Here is a 21,626-nt window from a genome sequence, read left to right as displayed (position 1 = left end):
TGTGATAAATGGATAAATCTGGATCATTTAATAGTAAATTAAGCCGTAGGGTACTTATTTACATACTACTCTGTAGTTCTGTACTATCTATTAGCTCAGCTTTTCTTCAATTATACGTTAATTATGATGAAAGTCTTACTACACTAAATCAACGATTTGATAATATAGAAACCAGTTATCTTCAATCTATATCTACAAGTTTGTGGGATTTTAACGAACCTCTCGTACAGCAACAAATTCAGGGTATTGTTAAATTACCTGATATTAGCCATGTTAAAATAGTGACTGGCTTTGGTAAAACCTATCAGTTTGGCGACGAAAAAAATTCTGCTAAAAAAGTGGTAGAATACCCCATTTTTTATAGTGAAAATGATATTGGCGTACTGATCGTTACAGCAAGTTATGACGATATATATCATCGGCTGTGGCAGCAAGCTGGCTTCATACTTACCGCTGAAGTGATCAAAATTTTTATCGTTGCTTTCTTTATTATTTTTATTGTTCATTGGCTTATAACTCGCCATATTTATCATATTACTTATTACTTCCAACAAGTTGCTGCTGAAAAAATAGATACGCCATTAGTGTTAAGAACGCGGCCAAAGGTTAAAGACGAACTTGATGAACTTGCTGATACTATTAATTATATGCGAACGACATTAAAGAATGACATTTTAAAACTTGAAGAGGCTGAAAATGCATTGCTTAACCTAAATGGTGAGCTTGAGGTTAAGGTTTATGATCGTACGTCTAAGTTGGCATCGAGTAACAAGCAGTTACAGCAATCATTAGACGATTTAACTTTAGCAAAAGATCAACTAGTACAATCAGAAAAAATGGCTTCTTTGGGGCAACTTGTGGCTGGTGTTGCGCACGAAGTAAATACCCCTTTGGGGATTTGTGTCACTTCAATTACAGCTTTGAAAGAAAAGGTGCTGGAATTAAACCACTCAGTAGAAACTGAAAACCTGACGAAATCACACTTAACTAAAACGCTTGATCTATTGATTGAATATCAAAATATTATTGAAAGGAGTTTGAACAAAGCGGTTGAATTAATTAGAGGGTTTAAATCAGTGGCTGTTGAACAACATACAGACCCTGAATTGAAAATTAATTTATCCACTCATGTTAATGATGTTGTCAACACGGTCAAAACACTTTTCAAACGTAAAAATTATACGATTAATATTGATATAGACGAAAAGCTCAATTTAATAACCTACCCAAGCGCATGGAATCAAATTCTTACTAATTTTTTAACAAACTCTCATATACATGGCTTTGATGGAATCGACACGGGTGAAATATCTATAAAATTTGTTGAGCATAATGGCTTTTTAACGCTCACTTACAGTGATAATGGCAAGGGTTTAGATAGTAGTGTAGTAAACCGTATCTTTGACCCTTTTGTTACGACTAAACGTGGTCAAGGTGGTTCAGGACTAGGTATGAATATTGTTTATAACTTAGTCGATGCAAAATTAAAAGGCACCATTAAATGCTTAGAAACAACACAGGGGTGTAGTTTTGAAGTTAAGGTGCCAATAAAAAATAAAAAAGGCGACCTTGAAGCATAGATTATCTATTTAAGTAAAACGAAAAAAAGCCATTAAGGCTTTTTTAATGTTCGTTAATACCCGCCTGATATTATTTCTGTTTTAATCTAGCTTAGATAACTGGTTGTTTGGCGTGTCAGTATTATTTGTGTCATCTACAAATAATACTGAAATAAACTGCTGCAATTTATCATTAAAGATAATGGCTAGCTCAAAGTATTCGTTTTTAGTTATCGTCTTACATGCGCTATATTCTGTTATCCCATTGTCAGGTTTCAACAATGGCTTTACTTTTTTACCACCTTCATTAGCCAATTTAGAAGAAGCTGTCATACAAGTGACACTCATAAGTTCTTGGTTAATTTGAGTTATTTTTGATTCTGCTGATGCAGTCGAAAGTGTACAGCACAATCCAATGATGCTGAATATGGCACTCAAGGCTACCGTTTTAAATTGTGATTTCATGTTGCGATCCTCGTCTTATAAATTCACAGGGCATTGACTATAAAAAGTCTTACTGAGAAGCATTTTAATAGTAATTATCATCATTGTAACTAAAATGTGTACATACTAACTATAAATTGTAAAAAAATATATTACGAGCGGTTTAAGCTCAATGGTAAAAAAATTGGGTTTAATAGCCTAAATAGTCATACCCTCATTATAAATTATCAATAAATAGGTGTATTCACAGTAGACAGGCAATTACCGTGTAAAGTTTCACCCCTTTGAAAATAAAAAAAGAAATATTATGATAAATATTTCTTTTTAGAGTGAGAACCAAATAGATTAGCTACGCTGTTTTACTTTAAGACGATAGCTATGTAATAGAGGCTCCGTATAACCATTAACTTGTTTAGTTCCTAAAAAGACTAAATCACAAGCGGCTTTAAAAGCGATACTATTTTCAAAATCATGTGCCATGGATAAATAGTTAGCATCACTTTCATTTTGACTATCGACTACTTTGGCCATTTTCTTCAAACTGGCTAAAACTTGCTCTTCACTGCACACTTTATGGGTTAGCCAGTTTGCCATATGTTGACTGGAGATACGTAAAGTTGCTCTGTCCTCCATTAAGCCAACATTATTAATATCAAGTACTTTTGAACAACCCACACCTTGATCAATCCATCGAACGACATAACCTAAAATCCCTTGTGCGTTATTGTCTAGTTCATCAGATATCTCTTGATCACTCCAGTCAGTATTTTTAGCCAGAGGAATTGTTAAAATATCATCTAGGCTAGCGGGCAAACGTGCTGATAATTCTTTTTGTAGAGCGAATACATTCTCTCTATGGTAATGCAAAGCATGTAGGGTTGCTGCTGTAGGGGAGGGAACCCAAGCCGTATTTGCGCCTGCTTGAACATGATTTATTTTAGTTGCTAGCATATTCAACATTTGGTCTGGAATTGGCCACATGCCTTTACCTATTTGTGCTTTACCACTGAAACCACAAGCTAAGCCAACATCAACATTGTTATCTTCATAAGCAGCTATCCACGGTGTTAATTTGATATCTGCTTTTTTGGCCATGATACCTGCTGCCATTGAAGTATGAATTTCATCTCCGGTGCGATCTAAAAAGCCGGTATTAATGAAAACCACACGAGATTTTGCTTCGGCGATACAAGCTTTTAAATTAACACTGGTACGGCGCTCTTCATCCATAATGCCCATTTTTATGGTGTTCTTTGCTAAATTTAATGCATTTTCTACTTGCTCAAATAAAGTATTTGCAAAAGCAACTTCTTCCGGGCCATGCATTTTAGGTTTAACAATATAAATAGATTTTTCTGCACTATTACAAGAGAGAGCTTTTTCTGAAGTGCTCTCTAAATTGGTGCTAGCAATCAATGAGGTAACCATGGCATCAACAATGCCTTCAGGCACTTCAGAGCCATCAGCTAATAATATGGCATTATTTGTCATTAAGTGGCCAACATTTCGAACAAACATTAAGCTACGGCCTTTCAGTATTAAACTTTTACCATCAGTTTGATGATACTTTCTATCAGCCGCCATTTCTCGTTGAATTTTTTTGCCATTCTTCGAGAGTGTAGTGGTTAAATTACCTTGCATTAAACCTAACCAGTTTTTATAAGCAACGACTTTATCTTCAGCATCTACCGCTGCCACAGAATCTTCGCAGTCCATAATGGTTGTTAAAGCCGATTCAAGAGTGATATCAGAAATACCGGCATTGTCACTTTTTGCTATTTCACTTATTTCATCAAAGTTAATCTCAAAATGTAACCCATTATGTTCAAATAAGAGTGCTTTGGGGGTTTTAGAGTCCCCCTGGTAGCCTTTAAAAGCATCAGGTTTTTCCAGTTCCGCTATATCACCATTTTCAAGCTCAATTGATAATTGAGCACCTGATATTCTATATTGGTTTGCGTGCGCATGACTTCCTTGTGTAAGTGGAATGCTTTGATCTAAAAACTGTCGTGCAAATTCAATGACTTTTTGACCACGAGCAGGGTTATAAGCCATCGAATTTTCAGCACCATTTTCTTCAGCAATAACGTCACTACCATAAAGTGCATCATATAAACTGCCCCAACGTGCATTTACGGCATTAAGTGCAAATCTAGCATTCATTATGGGAACCACTAATTGGGGCCCCGCCATTGTTGCTAATTCAGCATCTACATTTTGTGTCGTTATTTTGAAATCTGCTACCTCAGGTACAAGATAGTTAATGTCTTTTAGAAAACGTTTATAGGCAGAAAAATCAAATTTATCGCCAAAGTTATTCTGATGCCAACAATCTATTTTTTGTTGTAAATCATCACGCTTTATTAATAAAGATTTATTAATAGGACTCAGTTCTTCAATAATCACTGAAAAACGTTGCCAAAATTCAGTAGGAGAAATTGTACTATGAGGAAGTACATCTTGTTCAATAAAGTGATGTAAACATTGAGCTACTTGTATATTTTGGGTCTTTACATATTGGGTCATCATACTTTCCTCTTGTGCAATAATTCACGCAAGTTGTTATTTGAATGTTGTGTCATGGCGTAAAAATTTTTAAATCACCTTTAAAAATAGGCATAAAACATAATTAATGACGTTATCTAAGTGCAATGTAGGAGGTATTATTTTTTCATGCAATAGCAGACAATTATTATGTGGGTGGGCTAACTCACTGTTTTTTATTTATGATATGAGTCTACCTTGGTAATTAATTGATAAACAAGGAGTCTTTTGTTTTTTGTTTTGTTTTTTCATTAAGTGACAATAATTATTGTTATTTATAATAGCTACCATCAATGTTGTGAATGTAAGTGATCTTATTCGTTCTTTCTGTGAATGTTAGTCTGTCGCATAATAAAGTTTATCAATTAAAAAAATAACACACGTGCTCTTCGCACGATTAAATCCAAGCTACTGTAAAAAATGAGCTAATGTATTAATGATCAAAGGGCTAAATATTGCGGTAACTACCGCTGAAATAATCAATGCTAGAGAGCTGTAGGCGGCATGTTCATAACTCACCTTACTTATTGTTGCTGTGCCAAGTGCGTGGCTGGCGGCACCAATTGCTAGTCCTTGTGCTTTAGCAGAGGTAACGTTGATCAATGAAAGCCAAGGGGGGCCTAATAGAGCACCAAATAATCCAGCTAAAATAATCGCAAATGCTGTGATTGAATTATTGCCATTTAGCTGCTCTGTTAATGCAATACCTATAGGTGTTGTCACTGACTTTAAAGAAAGCGAGACGGCAATATCATATTGATTAATTATCCATAAAGTCATAATAAAACTTATAGAAATAGCAATAAAAACACCCATCAATAACAGTATTAATATATGTCGCCATTGTTTTCTAATGGTTTGAAGGTGCTGATATAGCGGGAATCCCAGAGCAACAACAGCAGGCTCTAAGAGTTTATTTAATGGATAAGTGGCTTGATAATATTGTTCGAACGGCACGTTAAAAAATAATAAAAGTGGGATCAGCGTTAGAATCGATAACAGCATCGGATTTAGCCATGCTTTTTTTAATGATTTTTGAAGGCGAGCATAAACTTGATAAACTGCAATAGTAAGCACTATATAGAGTAAGCCGGCGCTTAGCGTCGTTATAAATGTTGGACTTATCATTTGCTCAGCCCTTCATCGTCTACTGACGCTTGTTTATTAAGTTGCCGCTGATAGCTGAGCCCAACGAAGGTGAGCAATAAAAATGTAGTCAAAAATATGATCGCCACTAAGGAAAATCCATGATTCTTTATGAGTTCAAAATGATTAATTATTCCTACCCCTGCGGGAACAAAGCACACTGCCATGTTAGCAAGCGCCCATTCAATACAGGGTTGAATTCGTTTAGCATTAAGAAGTCGATAATGAAGTAAAGCTGTAAACATCATCATGCCATATAAACTTGCAGGCAGAATTGGCAAAAAAAGCTCAATTGCTTTCCCTGTTAGCAAACAAATACCCACCGACAAGATACTGTAAATTATATGACCTATCATTTTTTATATTACCCTTGTTCTGCCGCCTCTATAACCAATTGTCTAAACCAAATGTGGCTAGCATCATGGTGTAATAACGGGCTCCAAATCATTTTTAATTCGATATCTGGAATGTCAAAAGGGGGGGGGACAATTGTATATTTATGATCATCTTTATGAAGCATTGCTGCTTTTGTAGGTAGAGTAGCAATTAAGCCGTCTTCATAGGCGAGTTGCATGGCGACATGATAATTACGGGTAAAGACCTTTATATCTCGGTGCTTACCTAAACGGGCCAACGCTTCATCTACCCATCCTAATTTTTGTACATCTTTAGGGTCCATGCCCACGCCAACCCCAAAGCCTGTCTTTGATACCCAAACATGTTTTGATGAAAGGTATGTGTCTAAATTAAATTCGGCAACATAAGGGCTCTCAGCACTCAACAAACATGAGAATGAATCACGCCATATTGTTTTTTGATGAAAAGACTGTGGTAATTCATCAAAACGGTTTATGGCCATGTCAATTTTACCGGCTTCAACATCATGAAAAGTTACATCACTTGGTGTCATAATATCAATGGTAACATTTGGGGCAATTTCATTTATCTTTCTTAATAAACTTGGCAATAACGTTGAAGCAGCATAATCACTCGCCATAATACGGAAAACACGTTGGCTATGCTTTTCATTAAATTCTTCTTCGCCTTGTAGTGCTTCTTCAAGTTCTAATAAAATTTTTCTGATCACCGGCGCTAAAGCTCTAGAGCGTTCTGTTGGCACCATACCGTCTGATGTTCTTACTAATATCGGATCGTTAAACAAATTTCTGAGTCTTTTTAAACCGTTACTCATAGCTGGCTGGGTAATATTAAGCTGGCTTGCTGAGCGGGTAACATTTTTTTCTCTAAGTAAAACATCAAGATAAATAAGTAGGTTTAAATCAATTTTAGCAATATTCATAGTTTTTATGACCAATAGAAATAATATAACTAATGTATATGTCATGGGCAGAAAAATAAATCAAGAAGTTTTCAGTACTAAATAAAATTTTAGACCTTATTTTTTAAGACTAAAGTCTGATTTTTTGGTTTTTACTCATTGAAAAATATGAATATATATTTTTATGTGATTGTGTATTTATCTTGTGAATGGTAGTGATAGATATTATATATTTCAAGAATACTCTCAGTATGTTCTAGACTTTGTGTTGTTCGGTATGTTTGCTTTCATATTTACTTTCATCACAAATGCTAAAGCGAACAACACCATTTAAAAAAAATTACAGACTCTTGGAGAGTAACATGTCTAATTATCAAAGTGCGATAGAAGCAGTTCAAGCAATTAAAGCCAATGCAGGAAGCTCTTGGGATGCTATAAACCCAGAGTCAGTTGCTCGTATGCGTGCACAAAACAGATTTAAAACTGGTTTAGAGATTGCTCAATATACTGCAGACATTATGCGCAGTGATATGGCTGCTTTTGATGCTGACAGCTCTAAGTACACTCAATCGTTAGGTTGCTGGCATGGTTTTATTGGCCAACAAAAAATGATTTCTATTAAGAAACATTTTGATGGTCAAACAGACCGTCGTTACTTATACCTTTCAGGTTGGATGGTTGCTGCATTGCGTAGCGAATTCGGTCCTCTTCCTGACCAATCAATGCATGAAAAAACCTCAGTAGCTTCTTTGGTTGCCGAACTTTACACTTTCTTACGTCAAGCAGATGCCCGTGAACTTGGTGGTCTTTTCCGTGAACTAGACGCTGCAAGCGATGGCGATAAAGCCGCTATTCAGTACAAAATTGATAATCACGTTACACATGTTGTGCCAATTATTGCCGATATCGATGCCGGTTTTGGTAATGCTGAAGCGACTTACATCATGGCTAAGCAAATGATTGAAGCTGGCGCTTGTGCCCTTCAAATAGAAAACCAAGTGGCTGATGAAAAACAATGTGGACATCAAGATGGTAAAGTGACTGTTCCTCATGCTGATTTTCATTCAAAAATTCGCGCATTGCGTCATGCATTTTTAGAACTAGGTATTGATAACGGTATTATCGTTTCACGTACAGATTCTGAAGGTGCTGGCCTGACTAAAGAAATCGCGGTTGTTAAAGAGCCAGGCGATCAAGGTGATATTTATAACTCTTTCCTAGATGTTGAAGAAATTGACGTAAGCGATATGGCTGAAGGCGATGTGTGTTTCAACCGTAATGGTAAGTTAGTTCGACCTAAACGTTTACCTTCTGGTTTATACCAATTCCGTCAAGGTACGGGTGAAGAGCGTTGTGTATTTGACAGTATTGAAGCGATTAAAGCTGGCGCAGATTTGCTATGGATAGAAACAGCAACACCAAACGTTGCTGACATTACTGCAATGATGAATGAAGTGCGTAAAGAAATTCCAGATGCTAAGCTTGTTTATAACAACAGCCCATCATTTAACTGGACACTTAACTTCCGTCAACAAGCATACGATACTATGGTTGCTGCTGGTGAAGATGTATCAAACTATGTTCGTGCTGATTTAATGAATGTTGATTACGATACGACTGAGTTAGCTGCATCAGCAGATGACAAAATTCGTAGCTTCCAATCAGATACGGCACGCGAAGCAGGTATTTTCCATCACTTGATTACATTACCTACTTATCATACGGCTGCGTTATCTACGGATAACCTTGCTAAAGAATACTTCGGTGACCAGGGTATGTTGGGTTATGTTGAAGGTGTTCAACGTAAAGAAATTCGTCAAGGTATCGCCTGTGTTAAACATCAAAACATGTCTGGTTCAGACATGGGTGATGACCATAAAGAATACTTTGCCGGTGAGAATGCCCTTAAAGCGGGCGGAGCGAACAACACTTCTAACCAGTTCTCATAATAATTAAAAACAGTTTTCTCTAGAAGTAAAAACCGAATAACATTTATTGTTATTCGGTTTTTTTATGTACAGGATGTACGGTATGTCGTGGTGCCATGGATGGCAATGAGCGGCGAATGGTCAGGATGTGCGGTCATGATTTTTGTTCCAAACAAATCGTAAGTACCTACATCGATGTACGGTATGTCGTGGTGCCAATGAATAACCCATATTTAACTTTACCCATATTCAAAAGAATCATTACCCTCTCTTTATTTAAAAAAAATACCTATATAAACAAGTTACTAAAGTTAATTTCGTTTTATTTAAAATAAGTTGTAATAAAACGCTTAAGGCTGAGACTATATGTTCGATATTTTAAAAGGAATAAAATAATGAATAGAAAATGGCAAAGTCTTCTTGCATTAAGCTTACTGAGTTTTAGCTCACTACTCTTGGCTGATGATGCAGAGACACAAAACAATAATAATGAAGTGTTAACTTTGGAAAACTGCCACCTAAAAGGCATTAAGTCACAAGTTCAATGTGGCAAATTACAAGTACCCGAAAATTATAGTCTACCAAATGGCGAACAAATAGCGGTTAACTTTGCGGTATTACCTGCAATTGATAATAGTCAAAATAAAACCCCTTTAATGTTCTTGGCAGGCGGACCAGGACAAGCAGCGGTTGAATTAGCGGCACATATATTTACAACGTTTAGTGAAATAAGAAAATCGCACGACATTATTTTAGTTGATCAACGTGGTACAGGAAAATCTCATCCGCTAGAGTGTGACGAAAATACGGTAAGCAATGTTTATGAAATTATTCCTGAAGATTTTTCAGCACAAGAGATCAAAGATTGTATTGCACAATTTAAAGGCGACTTAAGTCAATATAACTCAGAAAATGCCATTCGTGATTTTGATGCCGTTCGTCGTGCGTTAAATCATAACAAAATTAATATTTATGGTGGTTCTTACGGTACACGAGCAGCTCTAGTCTATATGCGCATGTTTCCAGACGCACTTAACAGTGTGGTATTAGATAGTGTAGGACCGATTGAAGTGCCTATTGGCGCTTTTGGTCAAAGCTCAGCCCGTTCATTTAATTTATTACTTGAAAATTGTAAGCAAGATGAAAGCTGCAATAAAGCTTACCCAGCACTCGCCGATGAATTTAAAGCTGTTGTTGCCCGGTTAGAACAAGCATCCGTTAAGATTGAAATAGCTCATCCACGTTTAGGCTCAAAAACTGATTTTGTGTTAAGTCGTAGTAAGTTCATTAGTAATATACTTATGCAGTTATATTCGATGGAAACACGACCTTTAGTGCCGTTGGTTATTCATCAAGCCTTTTTAGGTAATTATCAACCTCTGGTTGGTTTAATTGCGATGTCAGATGGCGGCATAGGCATGTATGTTGGTTTAACGTTAAACATTGTCTGTAATGAAGATTTCCCTAAAATTAGCGCTGAAATGTTTGCCGCTGATGCGCAGAACGACTTCGGAGGTAGTGAAAGCCATAATGCGTGGTTGCAAGCTTGCCCATTATGGCCTAAATACTCGGTGAGTAACGAATTCTACCAAAGTGTAACCGCAAATATTCCAACCCTTATTTTATCAGGTGATTTAGACCCGGTAACACCACCAAGTAATGGTGATAAATCTGCAGCAACGTTACCTAATAACCATCATATTATTTCAAAAAACAGTGCGCATATTGTTGCTTCAACGGATTGTGGGGTCGATATCGTTAATGAATTTCTAGAAACACTTGATCCTAATAATTTAGATGAGTCGTGTTTAGCTGAACTAAAAAGTGTAACGTTTATGACCCATCTAAACGGCACCCTATAAGGATATTATTATTATGATTGAAGTTAAAAACTTACATAAAAGTTTTATTGATAAAAAGAATACAGTAAAAGCGCTTGATGGTTTGTCGTTTACGGCAAGAGATGGCGAGATCACCGGAATATTAGGTCCTAACGGAGCAGGTAAAACAACTTGTTTACGTACCCTTTATGGTTTACTTAAAGCGGATGAAGGTTCGGTATTGGTTGATGGTTTAAATGTATTAGAAGACCCCTTAGCGGTTAGGCAGCAACTGGGTATTTTTCCTGACAAATTTGGTTTATACGAGCGCTTAACCGCTTACGAACAAGTGGACTACTTTGCGAGTCTTCACGGTATGCAAGGGGCAAAGAAAAGAGCGGCAATAGCACAAATTTTTAAAGATTTAGACATGGAAGAATTAGCCCACCGTAAAACAGTAGGATTTTCTCAAGGACAGCGAATGAAAGTCACTTTAGCTCAGGCTTTAGTGCACCAACCGAAAAACTTTGTCCTTGATGAGCCCACGCGTGGTCTTGATGTAATGAGTACACGAGTTTTACGTAACCATTTAGCGAAATTTAAAGAAAAAGGTCATTGTATTTTATTTTCATCACACGTCATGCAAGAAGTTGCCGCGTTATGTGATCGCGTGATTATTGTTTCTAATGGTAAATTAGCCGCTCAAGGCACTCCGCAAGAACTTTGTGACTTGGCTGGAGAAAAATTATTAGAAGATGCGTTTGTTAAATTAATTGGTTCAGATGAAGGAGTAGCCGCATGATCCAGTTTAAAGCGTTATTAATTAAAGAATTAAGAGAAGCGTTTCGTGATAAACGCGCACTGATGGTTGCGTTAAGTATGGGGTTATTCGCGCCAGTAATGATCATGATTATTTCGAAAGTTATGATCACAGAGATCGTCGGCAATCCTCCTATTTATGTACAATTTACTGGCGCTGAATATGCCCCTAAATTGATTGAAAAGTTTGAAGAAAATAATATTCTTCAATTTGCTAATGTACCTGAAGACGATAAATATGCATGGCAAGAGCGAAGCATTGAAGTTGATATTCCTGAAGATTTCGCTGAAAAAATGTTAGCCGGTAAAGCGATAGACGTTGTCTTACGCGCAGACTTTGAGAAAAAAGCATCAAGTGCACCTATCCGTCGTGTTAAAGAAATCGTTCGAGGCTATTCGCAATCAATTGGCTATAAGCGTTTATTAGTTCGCGGGGTTGACGTTAAATTGTTACAACCCATTATTTTACAAGAACAAGATACGTCACTACCCACCAGTAATGCGGTGATGGTGTCTATGTTTTTAGGTATGTACTTATTAATGGGCGCTTTTGTTTCAGGGCTTTCTATTGCGATTGATTCAAGTGCAGGTGAACGTGAACGTAATGTATTAGAGATGCTTTTATGCCAACCCGTTAGTACCCTTAAAATTGTACTTGCTAAAATGACCTGTGCAAGTTCTATATCGGTATTATCTATTGTTATTATGTTGGTATTAACAACGGTTTCAGTTGGCTTTATTGATCTCACTAAAATAGGGGCAACGTTTAGTTTAAACGCTTTTAGCATTGCTGCTTTATTAATCTTACTTATCCCGCTCTGCTTTTTTGCTACGGCATTACAATTATTTTTCTCGTTTCAAGCGAAAAGCTTCAAAGAGGCACAATCAACAGTTTCGATGCTCATTATGTTACCTGCCATGGTACCGTTTGCCATCATGATGATTGATGATAAACCTGAGTGGGTAAATTGGTTGCCAATTTCTGGGCAGTCAATGTTGATGGAAGATGTCTTTAAGGGGTTACCTGTTGACTGGACCGTTCTTGCAAGCACAACAGCCATTACAGTCGCAATGACTGTGGCATTAGTGTTGGCGTTAGCACAAAAGTTGAAGTCAGAAAAAGTGGTAATGTCATTAAGTTAGTTTCAAGATATTAAGTTGAGTTGGTATTGAGATGAATAACTCGATAGAATTAATAAAACAAGAACAAGACCGTTCTAAAACGGCGCATAGTAATTTATTGAGTTATTCTTTGAACCCAACTTCAGATTATCAAAAAGTATTCACGCAGTGGATGACAGAGTATGAAAAGCTACTCCGTCATATCATTACCGGCTTTGAAGCAAAGCCGGCTATTCAAGATGAGCTTTTTCAAGAGATAGCCCTCAATATTTGGCGAGCACTGCCTAATTTTAGAAACGATTCAGCAGTAAAAACATTTGTTGCACGAATTGCTCATAATGTTTTAGCGACTCATGTGGCAAAAGCGGTTAAATCCGTAAAGGCTGAACAAGATATTGATGAATTAAGTCCAGAGGCTGAACACGACCGAGTTCAACCTACACCTTATCAAAGCTTAGATAAGCAGCAAAGGCAACAGCGCTTAGCACAAGCAATCAGACAACTTAAACTCGATCAACAGCAAGTGATAACCCTCGCTCTTGAAGGGATGAGTTATCAGGAAATTTCTGAGGTGTTAGTGATCACCACAAACCTTGTCGGCGTGCGATTACAACGTGCGAAAAAGGCTTTAGCACAATTGTTGGAAACGTTATGAATAATAAAGAATCCCCTTTGAATGAAAAAAGCAAAGTGACTTTGCAGACAAAAACTCAAGCAGAGATAGTACTTGATGTGACCAGTTTACCAGAGAAGGCTAAGAGTGTTCCACCTGAGCCTGCTATGTTCGATGAGCAGTGGGCTGAAATGGCACAAGACTGGCAAAGCCAACCGACGGCTAAAACTGACATTGCTAAATTACTCAAGCAAACTAAGCAAAGAACAGTTTGGGCAAAGTGTTTATTAGCTATAGATATTATCGCCACGGTGGTGATGCTTTTAGCCGCTTTATATATGTGGCTTACCGGGTCGGAAGATCAAGCAACTATAATTTACTTTGGCATCGGTAGTTTTTTGTCTGTTGTATTTGTTTACTACGCGATTAACATTCGACTGGCTGCATGGAAAGTTAATTGTGGTAGTCCAGATAAAGCGATTGATCACGCTATTTCTGGCTGTTTGTCTTCTATTAACTATATTAAGTTAATTAAATTATCATGCATTGTTCTTTTACCATTTGTTAATTGGTATATTTTTACCATGAGTGAGCAAGAAAGTCAGTCACCTGTTTTAGGTTTGGTGTTAATGAATGTATTTGTTCTTTTAATATGGGCTATTACTCATTATTTTCATATAAAAAGGCGTAACGAATTAAAGCAGCTACAAGAATTGCTTTCAAAATAAAATATGGATAATTCACGTGAAGTCAGATTATGTTTTGTTTTTACGTTTTGTGTTGTTTAAAATTCCTTGTTATTGTGTTTTTTCTTGGTTATATTCTGCCATACTAAAAGTATTGATCGAGACTTTAAAAGTTTTTATCAATAATAACAAAAACACTTACGGCATATTAGATGAATAAATGAGCTAAGAATTGTACCTTTACTCGTGTACAACTCAGCTGATTTGAGGCAAAATATGTCGCATAAATTTTGCTATCCATTAGACAATTGTCTGTAACAGCCTTGGCTGAATTATTGAGGAAAAACCATGTTTACACGTGATATGAATATTGCTGATTTTGACCCTGAACTTTATCAAGCGATGAGCAATGAGAAAGTTCGTCAAGAAGAGCACATTGAACTTATTGCTTCAGAAAATTACTGTAGTCCTCGTGTGCTTGAAGCACAAGGTTCTCAATTAACCAATAAGTATGCTGAAGGTTACCCTGGCAAGCGTTATTACGGCGGCTGTGAATTTGTAGATATTGCTGAACAGTTAGCCATTGACCGTGCAAAAGAATTATTTGGTGCAACTTACGCTAATGTACAACCACATGCTGGCTCTCAAGCTAATGCAGCTGTATTTCAAGCCTTAGTAACACCCGGTGGTAAAGTATTGGGCATGAGCTTAGCGCATGGTGGTCATTTAACACACGGTTCACATGTGAGCTTTTCAGGTAAGTCTTACGAAGCTTTTCAATATGGTCTTCACCCTGAAACAGGCGATATCGATTACGAAGAAATGGAACGCTTAGCACAAGAACATAAGCCAGAAATGATCATTGGTGGTTTTTCTGCATTCTCTGGTGTTGTTGATTGGGCGCGTATGCGTAAAATCGCTGATGGCGTTGGCGCTTACTTTTTCGTAGATATGGCTCACGTTGCTGGTTTAATTGCAGCAGGTCTATATCCAAATCCAGTTCCACATGCTCATGTTGTTACAACAACAACGCATAAAACATTAGCCGGCCCTCGTGGTGGTTTAATTATTTCAGGTTGTGACGACGAAGCTATTTATAAAAAATTGAATTCTGCTGTCTTCCCAGGTGGCCAAGGTGGCCCATTAATGCACATTATTGCGGCTAAAGCTGTAGCATTTAAAGAAGCATTAGAGCCTGAATTTAAAGTATACCAACAAAATGTTTTAGATAACGCTAAAGCGATGGTTGCTGTTCTTCAAGAACGTGGTTATAAAGTTGTTTCTAACGGTACTGAAAATCACTTGTTATTACTTGATTTAATCGATAAAGATATTACGGGTAAAGATGCCGATGCTGCATTAGGCCGTGCACATATTACTGTTAATAAAAACTCAGTACCAAACGACCCTCGTTCTCCGTTTGTAACGTCTGGTTTGCGTTTAGGTACTCCTGCGATTACACGTCGTGGTTTTGGTATCGTTGAAACCAAAGCATTGACAGGTTGGATTTGTGATATCTTAGACGACATTAACAATGAAGATACGATCAGTAAAGTACAAGCAAGTGTTAAAGAACTTTGTGCACGCTTCCCTGTTTACGCATAAGTTAAGTTTATGTTGAGCATAAAAACTCAAGATAAATAAGTTGATGTAACAACAGCTTAATTAGATTAAAATGGCCGCATTAGCGGCCATTATTGTTTCTAACGTATAAACAGAGCTATTTGCTGATAAAACCCAATCAATAAGTTTTTACACTGAAAAACTTATTGAAATAGGTATAAATAATTTTATTGGAGCTTCCCATGTATTGTCCTTTTTGCCGAGCGGTAGACACCAAAGTTATTGATTCTCGTTTGGTCTCTGATGGTCATCAAGTTCGCCGTCGCCGCGAATGTCTCGCTTGTCATGAGCGCTATACTACTTTTGAAACCGCTGAATTAGTCATGCCGCGTATTATCAAAAATGGCGGGTCACGTGAACCTTTCAATGAAGACAAAATGCGAAATGGCTTAGTGAGAGCTCTAGAGAAGCGCCCCGTTAGTGTCGAACAAGTCGAACTCTCAATTAATAAAGTGAAATCAAAGCTGCGTGCTACTGGTGAAAGAGAAGTATCGAGTGGCCTACTTGGCAATATCATCATGGAACAATTAAAAGATTTAGATAAAGTCGCTTACGTTCGTTTTGCGTCGGTTTATCGGTCTTTTGAAGATATTCGTGACTTCAGTGAAGAAATTGCCCGTTTAGGTGATGAAAAGTAATATGAACCAATTTTCTAGTGACGATTATCACTTTATGCAACGTGCCATCATGCTTGCCAAGGAAGGGCACTTTACCACCTCTCCTAATCCGCGAGTGGGTTGTGTCTTAGTTAATAAAGGGAAAGTTGTTGGTGAAGGTTATCATCAAAAAGCGGGTGAAGGTCATGCCGAAGTTAATGCGCTAACAATGGCAGGCGAAAAGGCAAAAGGCGCAACCGCTTATGTAACCCTTGAGCCTTGTAGCCACTATGGTCGAACGCCACCATGTGCTGAAGGGCTAATCAAAGCGGGTGTCAAACACGTTGTAGCGGCAATGGTTGACCCAAACCCTAAAGTTGCGGGTAATGGCTTGAAAATGCTAGAGCAAGCAGGTATTTCTACGCAACATGGTTTACTAACCGCTGCGGCTGAAGCATTAAATATCGGTTTTATAAAACAAATGACGAGCGGTTTACCGTATGTTCGTTGCAAATTAGCCGCAAGCCTAGATGGAAAAACCGCCATGAAAAATGGAGAAAGTAAATGGATAACTTCTCCACAAGCTCGACAAGACGTTCAGCGTTTACGCGCACAAAGTTGTGCCATTATTAGTGGCGCTGACAGCATATTAATCGATAATGCTAAAATGACCGTTCGTTGGTCTGAATTGGGTGAATTAAAGAATAGTTATAAAAAAGAAATAGTTAGACAGCCTATTCGGGTTGTTATCGATACTAAAAATCGCTTAACACCTCATTTAGCGTTTTTTAATGAAAATAGCCCCATAATATTAATTAGAAACACCATTGAAAACATTCATCAATGGCCTCACTTCGTAAAGCAAGTGCCTTTACCTTTTGCACCAACATCAACAGGTGAACAGTACATTGATTTGCACGCTTTATTGAAATATTTAGCGCAACTAAACTTAAATGATGTGCTCATTGAATCAGGTGCTCGTTTAGCTGGCGCATTTATTGAACAAGATTTAGTTGATGAATTGATTTTATACCAAGCACCAAAATTGATGGGCGCTGACAGTAAAAGTTTGGTAAATATGAAGAGTATTGAAAACTTGAGCCAAGCAAAAGAACTAAATATAAGTGATATACGTATGATCGGCAAAGATATCCGTATTATTGCTAAACTTTTACCTTAAAATTTTAGTATTATGTTGAGATTAACTCGACCTACAAATCACGAAAAGAGTAATTATGTTCACAGGAATCATTGAAGCCGTTGGAACCATTCAAGCTATAAATATTACAGGGCAAGGCGCAAGACTTGTTATTTCAACCGGATTATTAGACATGAGCGATGTTAAACTGGGTGACTCAATAGCCACTAATGGCATTTGCTTAACGGTCGTCGCGTTTGACTCGTCAACTTACAGTGTCGATGTGTCTAATGAAACATTAACCCGTACCGGTTTTGTCGATTATCAAACAGGGCAATCAGTTAACTTAGAAAAAGCCATGTTACCTACGACACGTTTTGGCGGACATATGGTGTCTGGCCATGTTGATGCTGTTGTTGCTATTAGCTCGATTGAACATAATGGCAATAGTATTGAATATTGGCTTGAAATGCCAAGTGATTTAGCACCTTACATTGCTGAAAAAGGCTCTATCACCATCGATGGTACAAGCTTGACAGTGAATAGCGTTACCGATAATAAATTTCGTTTAACGATTGTACCGCACACTACAGCGCAAACTATCATTGCTCATTATAAAGTTGGCACTAAAGTAAACCTAGAAGTTGACTTAATTGCGCGTTATATCGAAAGGCTCTTAACAAAAAAAGACGCTAGCACCGGTGATAATTATAGTGGCGGCGTGACGCATGATTTATTAGCACGTAGCGGTTTTATGAAATAATCTATCACACTGCGTATTTATACTAAGACGCACTGTGGTATTCTTCAAGAATTATTCAGAATTAAGTTAACCAAAAAGTTAAATAAAAGAGATGATCATGAATTTAAATACCCCACAAGAAATTATTGACGATATTGCTCAAGGTAAAATGGTCATTTTGATGGATGACGAAGACAGAGAAAATGAAGGTGACTTCATTATGGCCGCGGAGAAAGTAACACCCGAAGCGATTAATTTTATGGCGACTCATGGCCGTGGTTTAATTTGTATGCCAATGACCGTTGAAAAGTGCCAACAGTTAAAGTTGCCACTAATGGTTGAAAAAAATGATGCTCAATTTAGTACTAACTTTACTGTGTCAATTGAAGCTGCCCATGGGGTAACTACCGGTATTTCTGCTGGCGATCGTGCAACCACTGTTTTAGCCGCAGTTGCCAAAGACGCTAACCATTTAAACATTGTTCAGCCAGGTCATATTTTTCCTTTAATTGCTAAAGACGGTGGCGTATTAAATCGTGCAGGTCATACCGAGGCAGGTACCGATTTAGCACGTTTAGCGGGTTTAGAGCCTGCCGCTGTTATTGTTGAAATATTAAATGAAGATGGCACCATGGCGCGTCGCCCTGATTTAGAGATTATCGCTGAAAAGCATGATTTGAAAATGGGGACCATTGCCGACTTAATTGAATATAGAAATGCAAATGAAACAACTATTGAACGTATTTCAAAATGTAAACTGCCTACAGCGTTCGGTGAATTCGATTTAACTGTATTTAAAGACACTATTGATGGCCAAGCACACTTTGCCTTAACTAAAGGCGAGATTAAAGCTGAAGAGCCAACCTTAGTGCGTGTACATTTAGAGAACACCTTCCGAGATTTATTATTTAGTCAGCGTGAAAGTGTTGCGCAATGGCCAATGGCGAATGCATTAGAGAAAATTGCTAAAGAGGGGGGTGTGTTGGTTTTACTGGGTAAGCATGAATCTACGGCCGAACTTATTTCTCAAGTGGAAAAATATGCAAAAATTGATGCTGGCGAAGTGGTTAATGAAGTTAAACGTCATGTTGGCTCTCGTAATGTAGGTGTTGGGTCACAAATCCTTTCAAACCTTGGTGTTAGTAAAATGCGCCTATTAAGCTCTCAAACTAAGTATCATTCGTTATCAGGTTTTGGTCTTGAGGTTGTTGAATACATCGCGGAATAATTTTTTAATGAATTTCGCTCATCTATAAAGTAACTTTGTAGATGAGCGTTAATGCTTATCAGTGAGATTAAAACTGATAATAATAGCTCACTGACACTTCTCTGCCTTTTCCGGGCACTTCACCATTGAAAACTCTAGGATCGAATACGTCGTAATCTTTGTTAAATAAATTTTGCGCAAGTAATGAAATTTTTTGTTTTTCATCAATGTCATAACTGATTTTTCCTGAAAACAGCAGGTATTGTTTTTGCACAAAACGTACCTCGTTAATTTGGGGAAGCTCAACTTTGTCTCGCCAAATGGCGTTAGCGTTAAGTTTCCATCGTCCTAAGTTGTAAGTGAGGTTGGCACTACCGAAGCGTTTAAAACTCTCGTTGACTGGGTCATCAAATAGGTGAGTGTAATTGAGTGACAACCGTAGTTGTTCACTGAGTTCAAACGTTGCACTGTTTTCCAAGCCACTAATTTTCATATCAACGGCATTATCAAAGGTAAATTGTGCTTCACCGTTGTAGGGCACTTTATTGATAAAATCTCGTAGGTCATTATGAAAAAAGACGATTTCACTAGAAAATTTATTCGCTTGATATATCCAAACTAATTCAGTTGTTTTTACAAATTCAGACGTTAAGTTAGGGTTGCCAGTCGTAACACTGTCATTTGAATAGAGCTCGTTATTTACGGGAGTACGAAATGACTCCCCGTACTGTAATTTTAAACTATGGTTTGAACTGGCTTGCCAAACCAGTGCTGCACGAGGTGATAATTTATCATCGATCCCTTTTACGTTGTCATACCTTGCGCCTAGAAATAAATTAATGTCAGCTGCTATTTGCCATTTAAGTTGGCTGTAAATACCTTGCATTTCATGTGATTGATTTAATGCTTTTGTTTCAGGCATGATGGCAATAGGCACAATTTTTTCTAGATAGTTATCATCGTTAATGATAATAAGCTCTTGTTGATAATCATAATGAGTTACGGCATTTCCTGACTGAAATTGATTGGCTTTTCTGTACTCAATACCCGAATTAAGGTTAAGTTCCTTATTTATTTTCCAGCTGTGATCAAGGTTTAAATCGGTTGACTCTGTGCGCCAAAAAGGGCCCACTAAAAAATCATTCTGGATAAAACCAGTATCTTTAGCTAAAGCCATACCGGCCGACTTTATTTCAAATAAACTGTAAGACACTTTAACATCTAACTGGTGTGTCTCACTCTGAAAAATTTCACTTTTACCTGATATTGAAAAGCTTTCACTGGTGTGGATATTATCAACAGAGTAGCCTCCAATATTCATAAATTCGTTGAGTTCATTTTCGCTGTAGCGTAAATTTATTTGATTATTCTTATAGTGCATACCGATTTCTAAATAGGCATTTTTATAAGGGTCATTTACTTGGCGGTTTAAAGGTGAAATGTACCGATGCCCCGTCGATTTTTCAAATGAAACATTGCTATGCAATCGCAAGTTTTCAGAGACTTGATGTTGCCAGCTTGTAGAAAGCTGCTGATACCCTTTTTCACCTAAACTGACAGTAAGTTGTTTATCAGATGTGCGGGTAATAATATTTAACACACCCAAAAAAGCATTACTGCCATAAAGTGCTGAACCGGGTCCGCGAATAACCTCTATACGTTCAATAATATCGATAGGAATGTGTGGTGTATAGACAGAGGCTTTACCAAAAGAGACTTCATTTAGCCGTTCGCCATTGATCATCACGAGAATATAACCGTTGTCTAGATAAACGCCACGGGCATGCTCTTTGGGGACAGCACCAACCCAGTCACCTCGAGTCATCTGAAAGCCAGGTACAAAATTCATCACATCATAGGCATTTTTTACTCCCAATGATTGAATGTCTGAACGTTCGAAAACAGTGATGGTTGAAGGCACTGTTAATACAGTTTCTTCAGTTTTAGTGGCTAAACTAATACGTACTTGCATTAGCTCTTTTATACTAAGGTCAAATATGTCTTTTTCAGTTTTAGCAGCTAAGCAACTATTGTTAATAACAATGAAAAGACAGCTAATAACCCAAACGGCAATTTTCATATAAAATTAATAAATCAGTAGCTTTGTCATTAAATTAGTTGGTTATACTGACGAATGCAAGACAAAAGAGCGCTGTTGGAAATAAAGGGGGCTTTAAACACTAAATTTAACTACATATTCTCTAGTGTTGAACGGGTGAAATATAAAACTAAAAATAATTCGTTATGCAGAAACTTTTCAAATTATTGGCGAGTGTTTATAGTCTATAAGCGAATATATTCGTAGGGTAAGTATCACTTCAAATGGTTGCTTGTACATATAATTATAGAGGAAGAAAGTA

At 37.3% G+C, this 21,626-nt stretch carries 18 protein-coding genes; 12 read left to right on the top strand and 6 right to left on the bottom strand.

Annotation, left to right across the window (positions count from 1 at the left end):
- The first annotated feature begins 8 nt into the window (after positions 1–8).
- Positions 9–1,580 carry an ATP-binding protein gene (locus H4J39_RS03965; RefSeq protein ID WP_182226092.1) on the top strand — a complete coding sequence of 524 codons (1,572 nt, stop codon included), beginning with the start codon at positions 9–11 and terminating at the stop codon, positions 1,578–1,580.
- Between the two features lie 81 nt (positions 1,581–1,661).
- On the opposite strand, the gene H4J39_RS03960 is transcribed toward H4J39_RS03965, so the two are convergent.
- From H4J39_RS03960 to H4J39_RS03940, 5 genes are all read right to left on the bottom strand, one after another.
- Entirely contained in the window at positions 1,662–2,024 is a 363-nt protein-coding gene (locus tag H4J39_RS03960; protein ID WP_182226091.1) for a hypothetical protein, read from the bottom strand.
- Between the two features lie 324 nt (positions 2,025–2,348).
- On the bottom strand, positions 2,349–4,529 hold the full coding sequence (locus H4J39_RS03955; protein ID WP_182226159.1) for a malate synthase G: 2,181 nt from the start codon (positions 4,527–4,529) through the stop codon (positions 2,349–2,351).
- A 426-nt stretch (positions 4,530–4,955) separates the two neighbouring features.
- A complete protein-coding gene (locus H4J39_RS03950) occupies positions 4,956–5,675 on the bottom strand; it encodes an LrgB family protein (RefSeq protein ID WP_182181735.1) in 720 nt (239 codons plus the stop codon).
- Positions 5,672–6,049: a CidA/LrgA family protein gene (locus H4J39_RS03945; RefSeq protein ID WP_182226090.1), complete on the bottom strand. Its 378-nt coding sequence runs from the start codon at positions 6,047–6,049 to the stop codon at positions 5,672–5,674. The genes H4J39_RS03950 and H4J39_RS03945 overlap by 4 nt, the downstream gene beginning before the upstream one ends.
- Before the next feature lie 8 nt (positions 6,050–6,057).
- A complete protein-coding gene (locus H4J39_RS03940) occupies positions 6,058–6,993 on the bottom strand; it encodes a LysR family transcriptional regulator (protein WP_182226089.1) in 936 nt (311 codons plus the stop codon).
- A 341-nt stretch (positions 6,994–7,334) separates the two neighbouring features.
- Here H4J39_RS03940 and H4J39_RS03935 point away from each other — a divergent pair, with 341 nt between their 5' ends.
- The 11 genes from H4J39_RS03935 to ribBA all read left to right on the top strand — a co-directional run bounded on the left by H4J39_RS03935 (position 7,335) and on the right by ribBA (position 19,287).
- Positions 7,335–8,921 carry an isocitrate lyase gene (locus H4J39_RS03935; RefSeq protein ID WP_182181738.1) on the top strand — a complete coding sequence of 529 codons (1,587 nt, stop codon included), beginning with the start codon at positions 7,335–7,337 and terminating at the stop codon, positions 8,919–8,921.
- 374 nt (positions 8,922–9,295) lie between these two features.
- Positions 9,296–10,762: an alpha/beta fold hydrolase gene (locus tag H4J39_RS03930; RefSeq protein WP_182226088.1), complete on the top strand. Its 1,467-nt coding sequence runs from the start codon at positions 9,296–9,298 to the stop codon at positions 10,760–10,762.
- Between the two features lie 13 nt (positions 10,763–10,775).
- Positions 10,776–11,522 carry an ATP-binding cassette domain-containing protein gene (locus H4J39_RS03925; protein ID WP_182226087.1) on the top strand — a complete coding sequence of 249 codons (747 nt, stop codon included), beginning with the start codon at positions 10,776–10,778 and terminating at the stop codon, positions 11,520–11,522.
- Positions 11,519–12,682 carry an ABC transporter permease gene (locus H4J39_RS03920; RefSeq protein ID WP_182226086.1) on the top strand — a complete coding sequence of 388 codons (1,164 nt, stop codon included), beginning with the start codon at positions 11,519–11,521 and terminating at the stop codon, positions 12,680–12,682. The genes H4J39_RS03925 and H4J39_RS03920 overlap by 4 nt, the downstream gene beginning before the upstream one ends.
- A 31-nt stretch (positions 12,683–12,713) precedes the next feature.
- A complete protein-coding gene (locus tag H4J39_RS03915; RefSeq protein WP_182226085.1) occupies positions 12,714–13,316 on the top strand; it encodes an RNA polymerase sigma factor in 603 nt (200 codons plus the stop codon).
- Positions 13,313–14,002: a hypothetical protein gene (locus H4J39_RS03910; protein WP_182226084.1), complete on the top strand. Its 690-nt coding sequence runs from the start codon at positions 13,313–13,315 to the stop codon at positions 14,000–14,002. Before H4J39_RS03915 ends, H4J39_RS03910 begins: the two co-directional genes overlap by 4 nt.
- A 306-nt stretch (positions 14,003–14,308) precedes the next feature.
- The gene (glyA, locus tag H4J39_RS03905; protein ID WP_182181744.1) at positions 14,309–15,565 is read left to right on the top strand and encodes a serine hydroxymethyltransferase; all 1,257 of its coding nucleotides are present in this window, start codon (positions 14,309–14,311) and stop codon (positions 15,563–15,565) included.
- A gap of 200 nt (positions 15,566–15,765) precedes the next feature.
- Positions 15,766–16,221 carry a transcriptional regulator NrdR gene (gene nrdR / locus H4J39_RS03900; RefSeq protein ID WP_182226083.1) on the top strand — a complete coding sequence of 152 codons (456 nt, stop codon included), beginning with the start codon at positions 15,766–15,768 and terminating at the stop codon, positions 16,219–16,221.
- Position 16,222: 1 nt separating this feature from the next.
- A complete protein-coding gene (gene ribD, locus H4J39_RS03895; protein WP_220462118.1) occupies positions 16,223–17,359 on the top strand; it encodes a bifunctional diaminohydroxyphosphoribosylaminopyrimidine deaminase/5-amino-6-(5-phosphoribosylamino)uracil reductase RibD in 1,137 nt (378 codons plus the stop codon).
- Positions 17,360–17,414: 55 nt separating this feature from the next.
- Positions 17,415–18,080 (top strand): riboflavin synthase, encoded by a 666-nt coding sequence (locus H4J39_RS03890; protein WP_182226082.1) that lies wholly within the window; start codon positions 17,415–17,417, stop codon positions 18,078–18,080.
- 97 nt (positions 18,081–18,177) lie between these two features.
- Positions 18,178–19,287, top strand: a complete 1,110-nt coding sequence (gene ribBA, locus H4J39_RS03885; protein ID WP_182226081.1) for a bifunctional 3,4-dihydroxy-2-butanone-4-phosphate synthase/GTP cyclohydrolase II — start codon at positions 18,178–18,180, stop codon at positions 19,285–19,287.
- Positions 19,288–19,354: 67 nt separating this feature from the next.
- Here the strand turns inward: ribBA and H4J39_RS03880 are convergent, their stop codons facing one another.
- Positions 19,355–21,346 (bottom strand): TonB-dependent siderophore receptor, encoded by a 1,992-nt coding sequence (locus H4J39_RS03880; RefSeq protein ID WP_182226080.1) that lies wholly within the window; start codon positions 21,344–21,346, stop codon positions 19,355–19,357.
- Positions 21,347–21,626 lie beyond the last annotated feature (280 nt).

It is taken from the genome of Colwellia sp. Bg11-12, assembly GCF_014076955.1.
Classification (GTDB): Bacteria; Pseudomonadota; Gammaproteobacteria; order Enterobacterales; family Alteromonadaceae; genus Colwellia_A.
Note: the sequence above shows the minus strand (reverse complement) of the source record. Positions and strands in the feature narration are given on the sequence as shown.

Coding starts and splice junctions, on each gene's coding strand:
- H4J39_RS03925 (WP_182226087.1), top strand. CDS start 10,776: ATGATTGAAGTTAAAAACTTACATAAAAGTTTTATTGATAAAAAGAAT.
- H4J39_RS03920 (WP_182226086.1), top strand. CDS start 11,519: ATGATCCAGTTTAAAGCGTTATTAATTAAAGAATTAAGAGAAGCGTTT.
- H4J39_RS03960 (WP_182226091.1), bottom strand. CDS start 2,024: ATGAAATCACAATTTAAAACGGTAGCCTTGAGTGCCATATTCAGCATC.
- H4J39_RS03935 (WP_182181738.1), top strand. CDS start 7,335: ATGTCTAATTATCAAAGTGCGATAGAAGCAGTTCAAGCAATTAAAGCC.
- H4J39_RS03945 (WP_182226090.1), bottom strand. CDS start 6,049: ATGATAGGTCATATAATTTACAGTATCTTGTCGGTGGGTATTTGTTTG.
- nrdR (WP_182226083.1), top strand. CDS start 15,766: ATGTATTGTCCTTTTTGCCGAGCGGTAGACACCAAAGTTATTGATTCT.
- H4J39_RS03880 (WP_182226080.1), bottom strand. CDS start 21,346: ATGAAAATTGCCGTTTGGGTTATTAGCTGTCTTTTCATTGTTATTAAC.
- H4J39_RS03910 (WP_182226084.1), top strand. CDS start 13,313: ATGAATAATAAAGAATCCCCTTTGAATGAAAAAAGCAAAGTGACTTTG.
- H4J39_RS03890 (WP_182226082.1), top strand. CDS start 17,415: ATGTTCACAGGAATCATTGAAGCCGTTGGAACCATTCAAGCTATAAAT.
- H4J39_RS03955 (WP_182226159.1), bottom strand. CDS start 4,529: ATGACCCAATATGTAAAGACCCAAAATATACAAGTAGCTCAATGTTTA.
- H4J39_RS03950 (WP_182181735.1), bottom strand. CDS start 5,675: ATGATAAGTCCAACATTTATAACGACGCTAAGCGCCGGCTTACTCTAT.
- ribD (WP_220462118.1), top strand. CDS start 16,223: ATGAACCAATTTTCTAGTGACGATTATCACTTTATGCAACGTGCCATC.
- ribBA (WP_182226081.1), top strand. CDS start 18,178: ATGAATTTAAATACCCCACAAGAAATTATTGACGATATTGCTCAAGGT.
- H4J39_RS03965 (WP_182226092.1), top strand. CDS start 9: ATGGATAAATCTGGATCATTTAATAGTAAATTAAGCCGTAGGGTACTT.
- H4J39_RS03930 (WP_182226088.1), top strand. CDS start 9,296: ATGAATAGAAAATGGCAAAGTCTTCTTGCATTAAGCTTACTGAGTTTT.
- H4J39_RS03940 (WP_182226089.1), bottom strand. CDS start 6,993: ATGAATATTGCTAAAATTGATTTAAACCTACTTATTTATCTTGATGTT.
- H4J39_RS03915 (WP_182226085.1), top strand. CDS start 12,714: ATGAATAACTCGATAGAATTAATAAAACAAGAACAAGACCGTTCTAAA.
- glyA (WP_182181744.1), top strand. CDS start 14,309: ATGTTTACACGTGATATGAATATTGCTGATTTTGACCCTGAACTTTAT.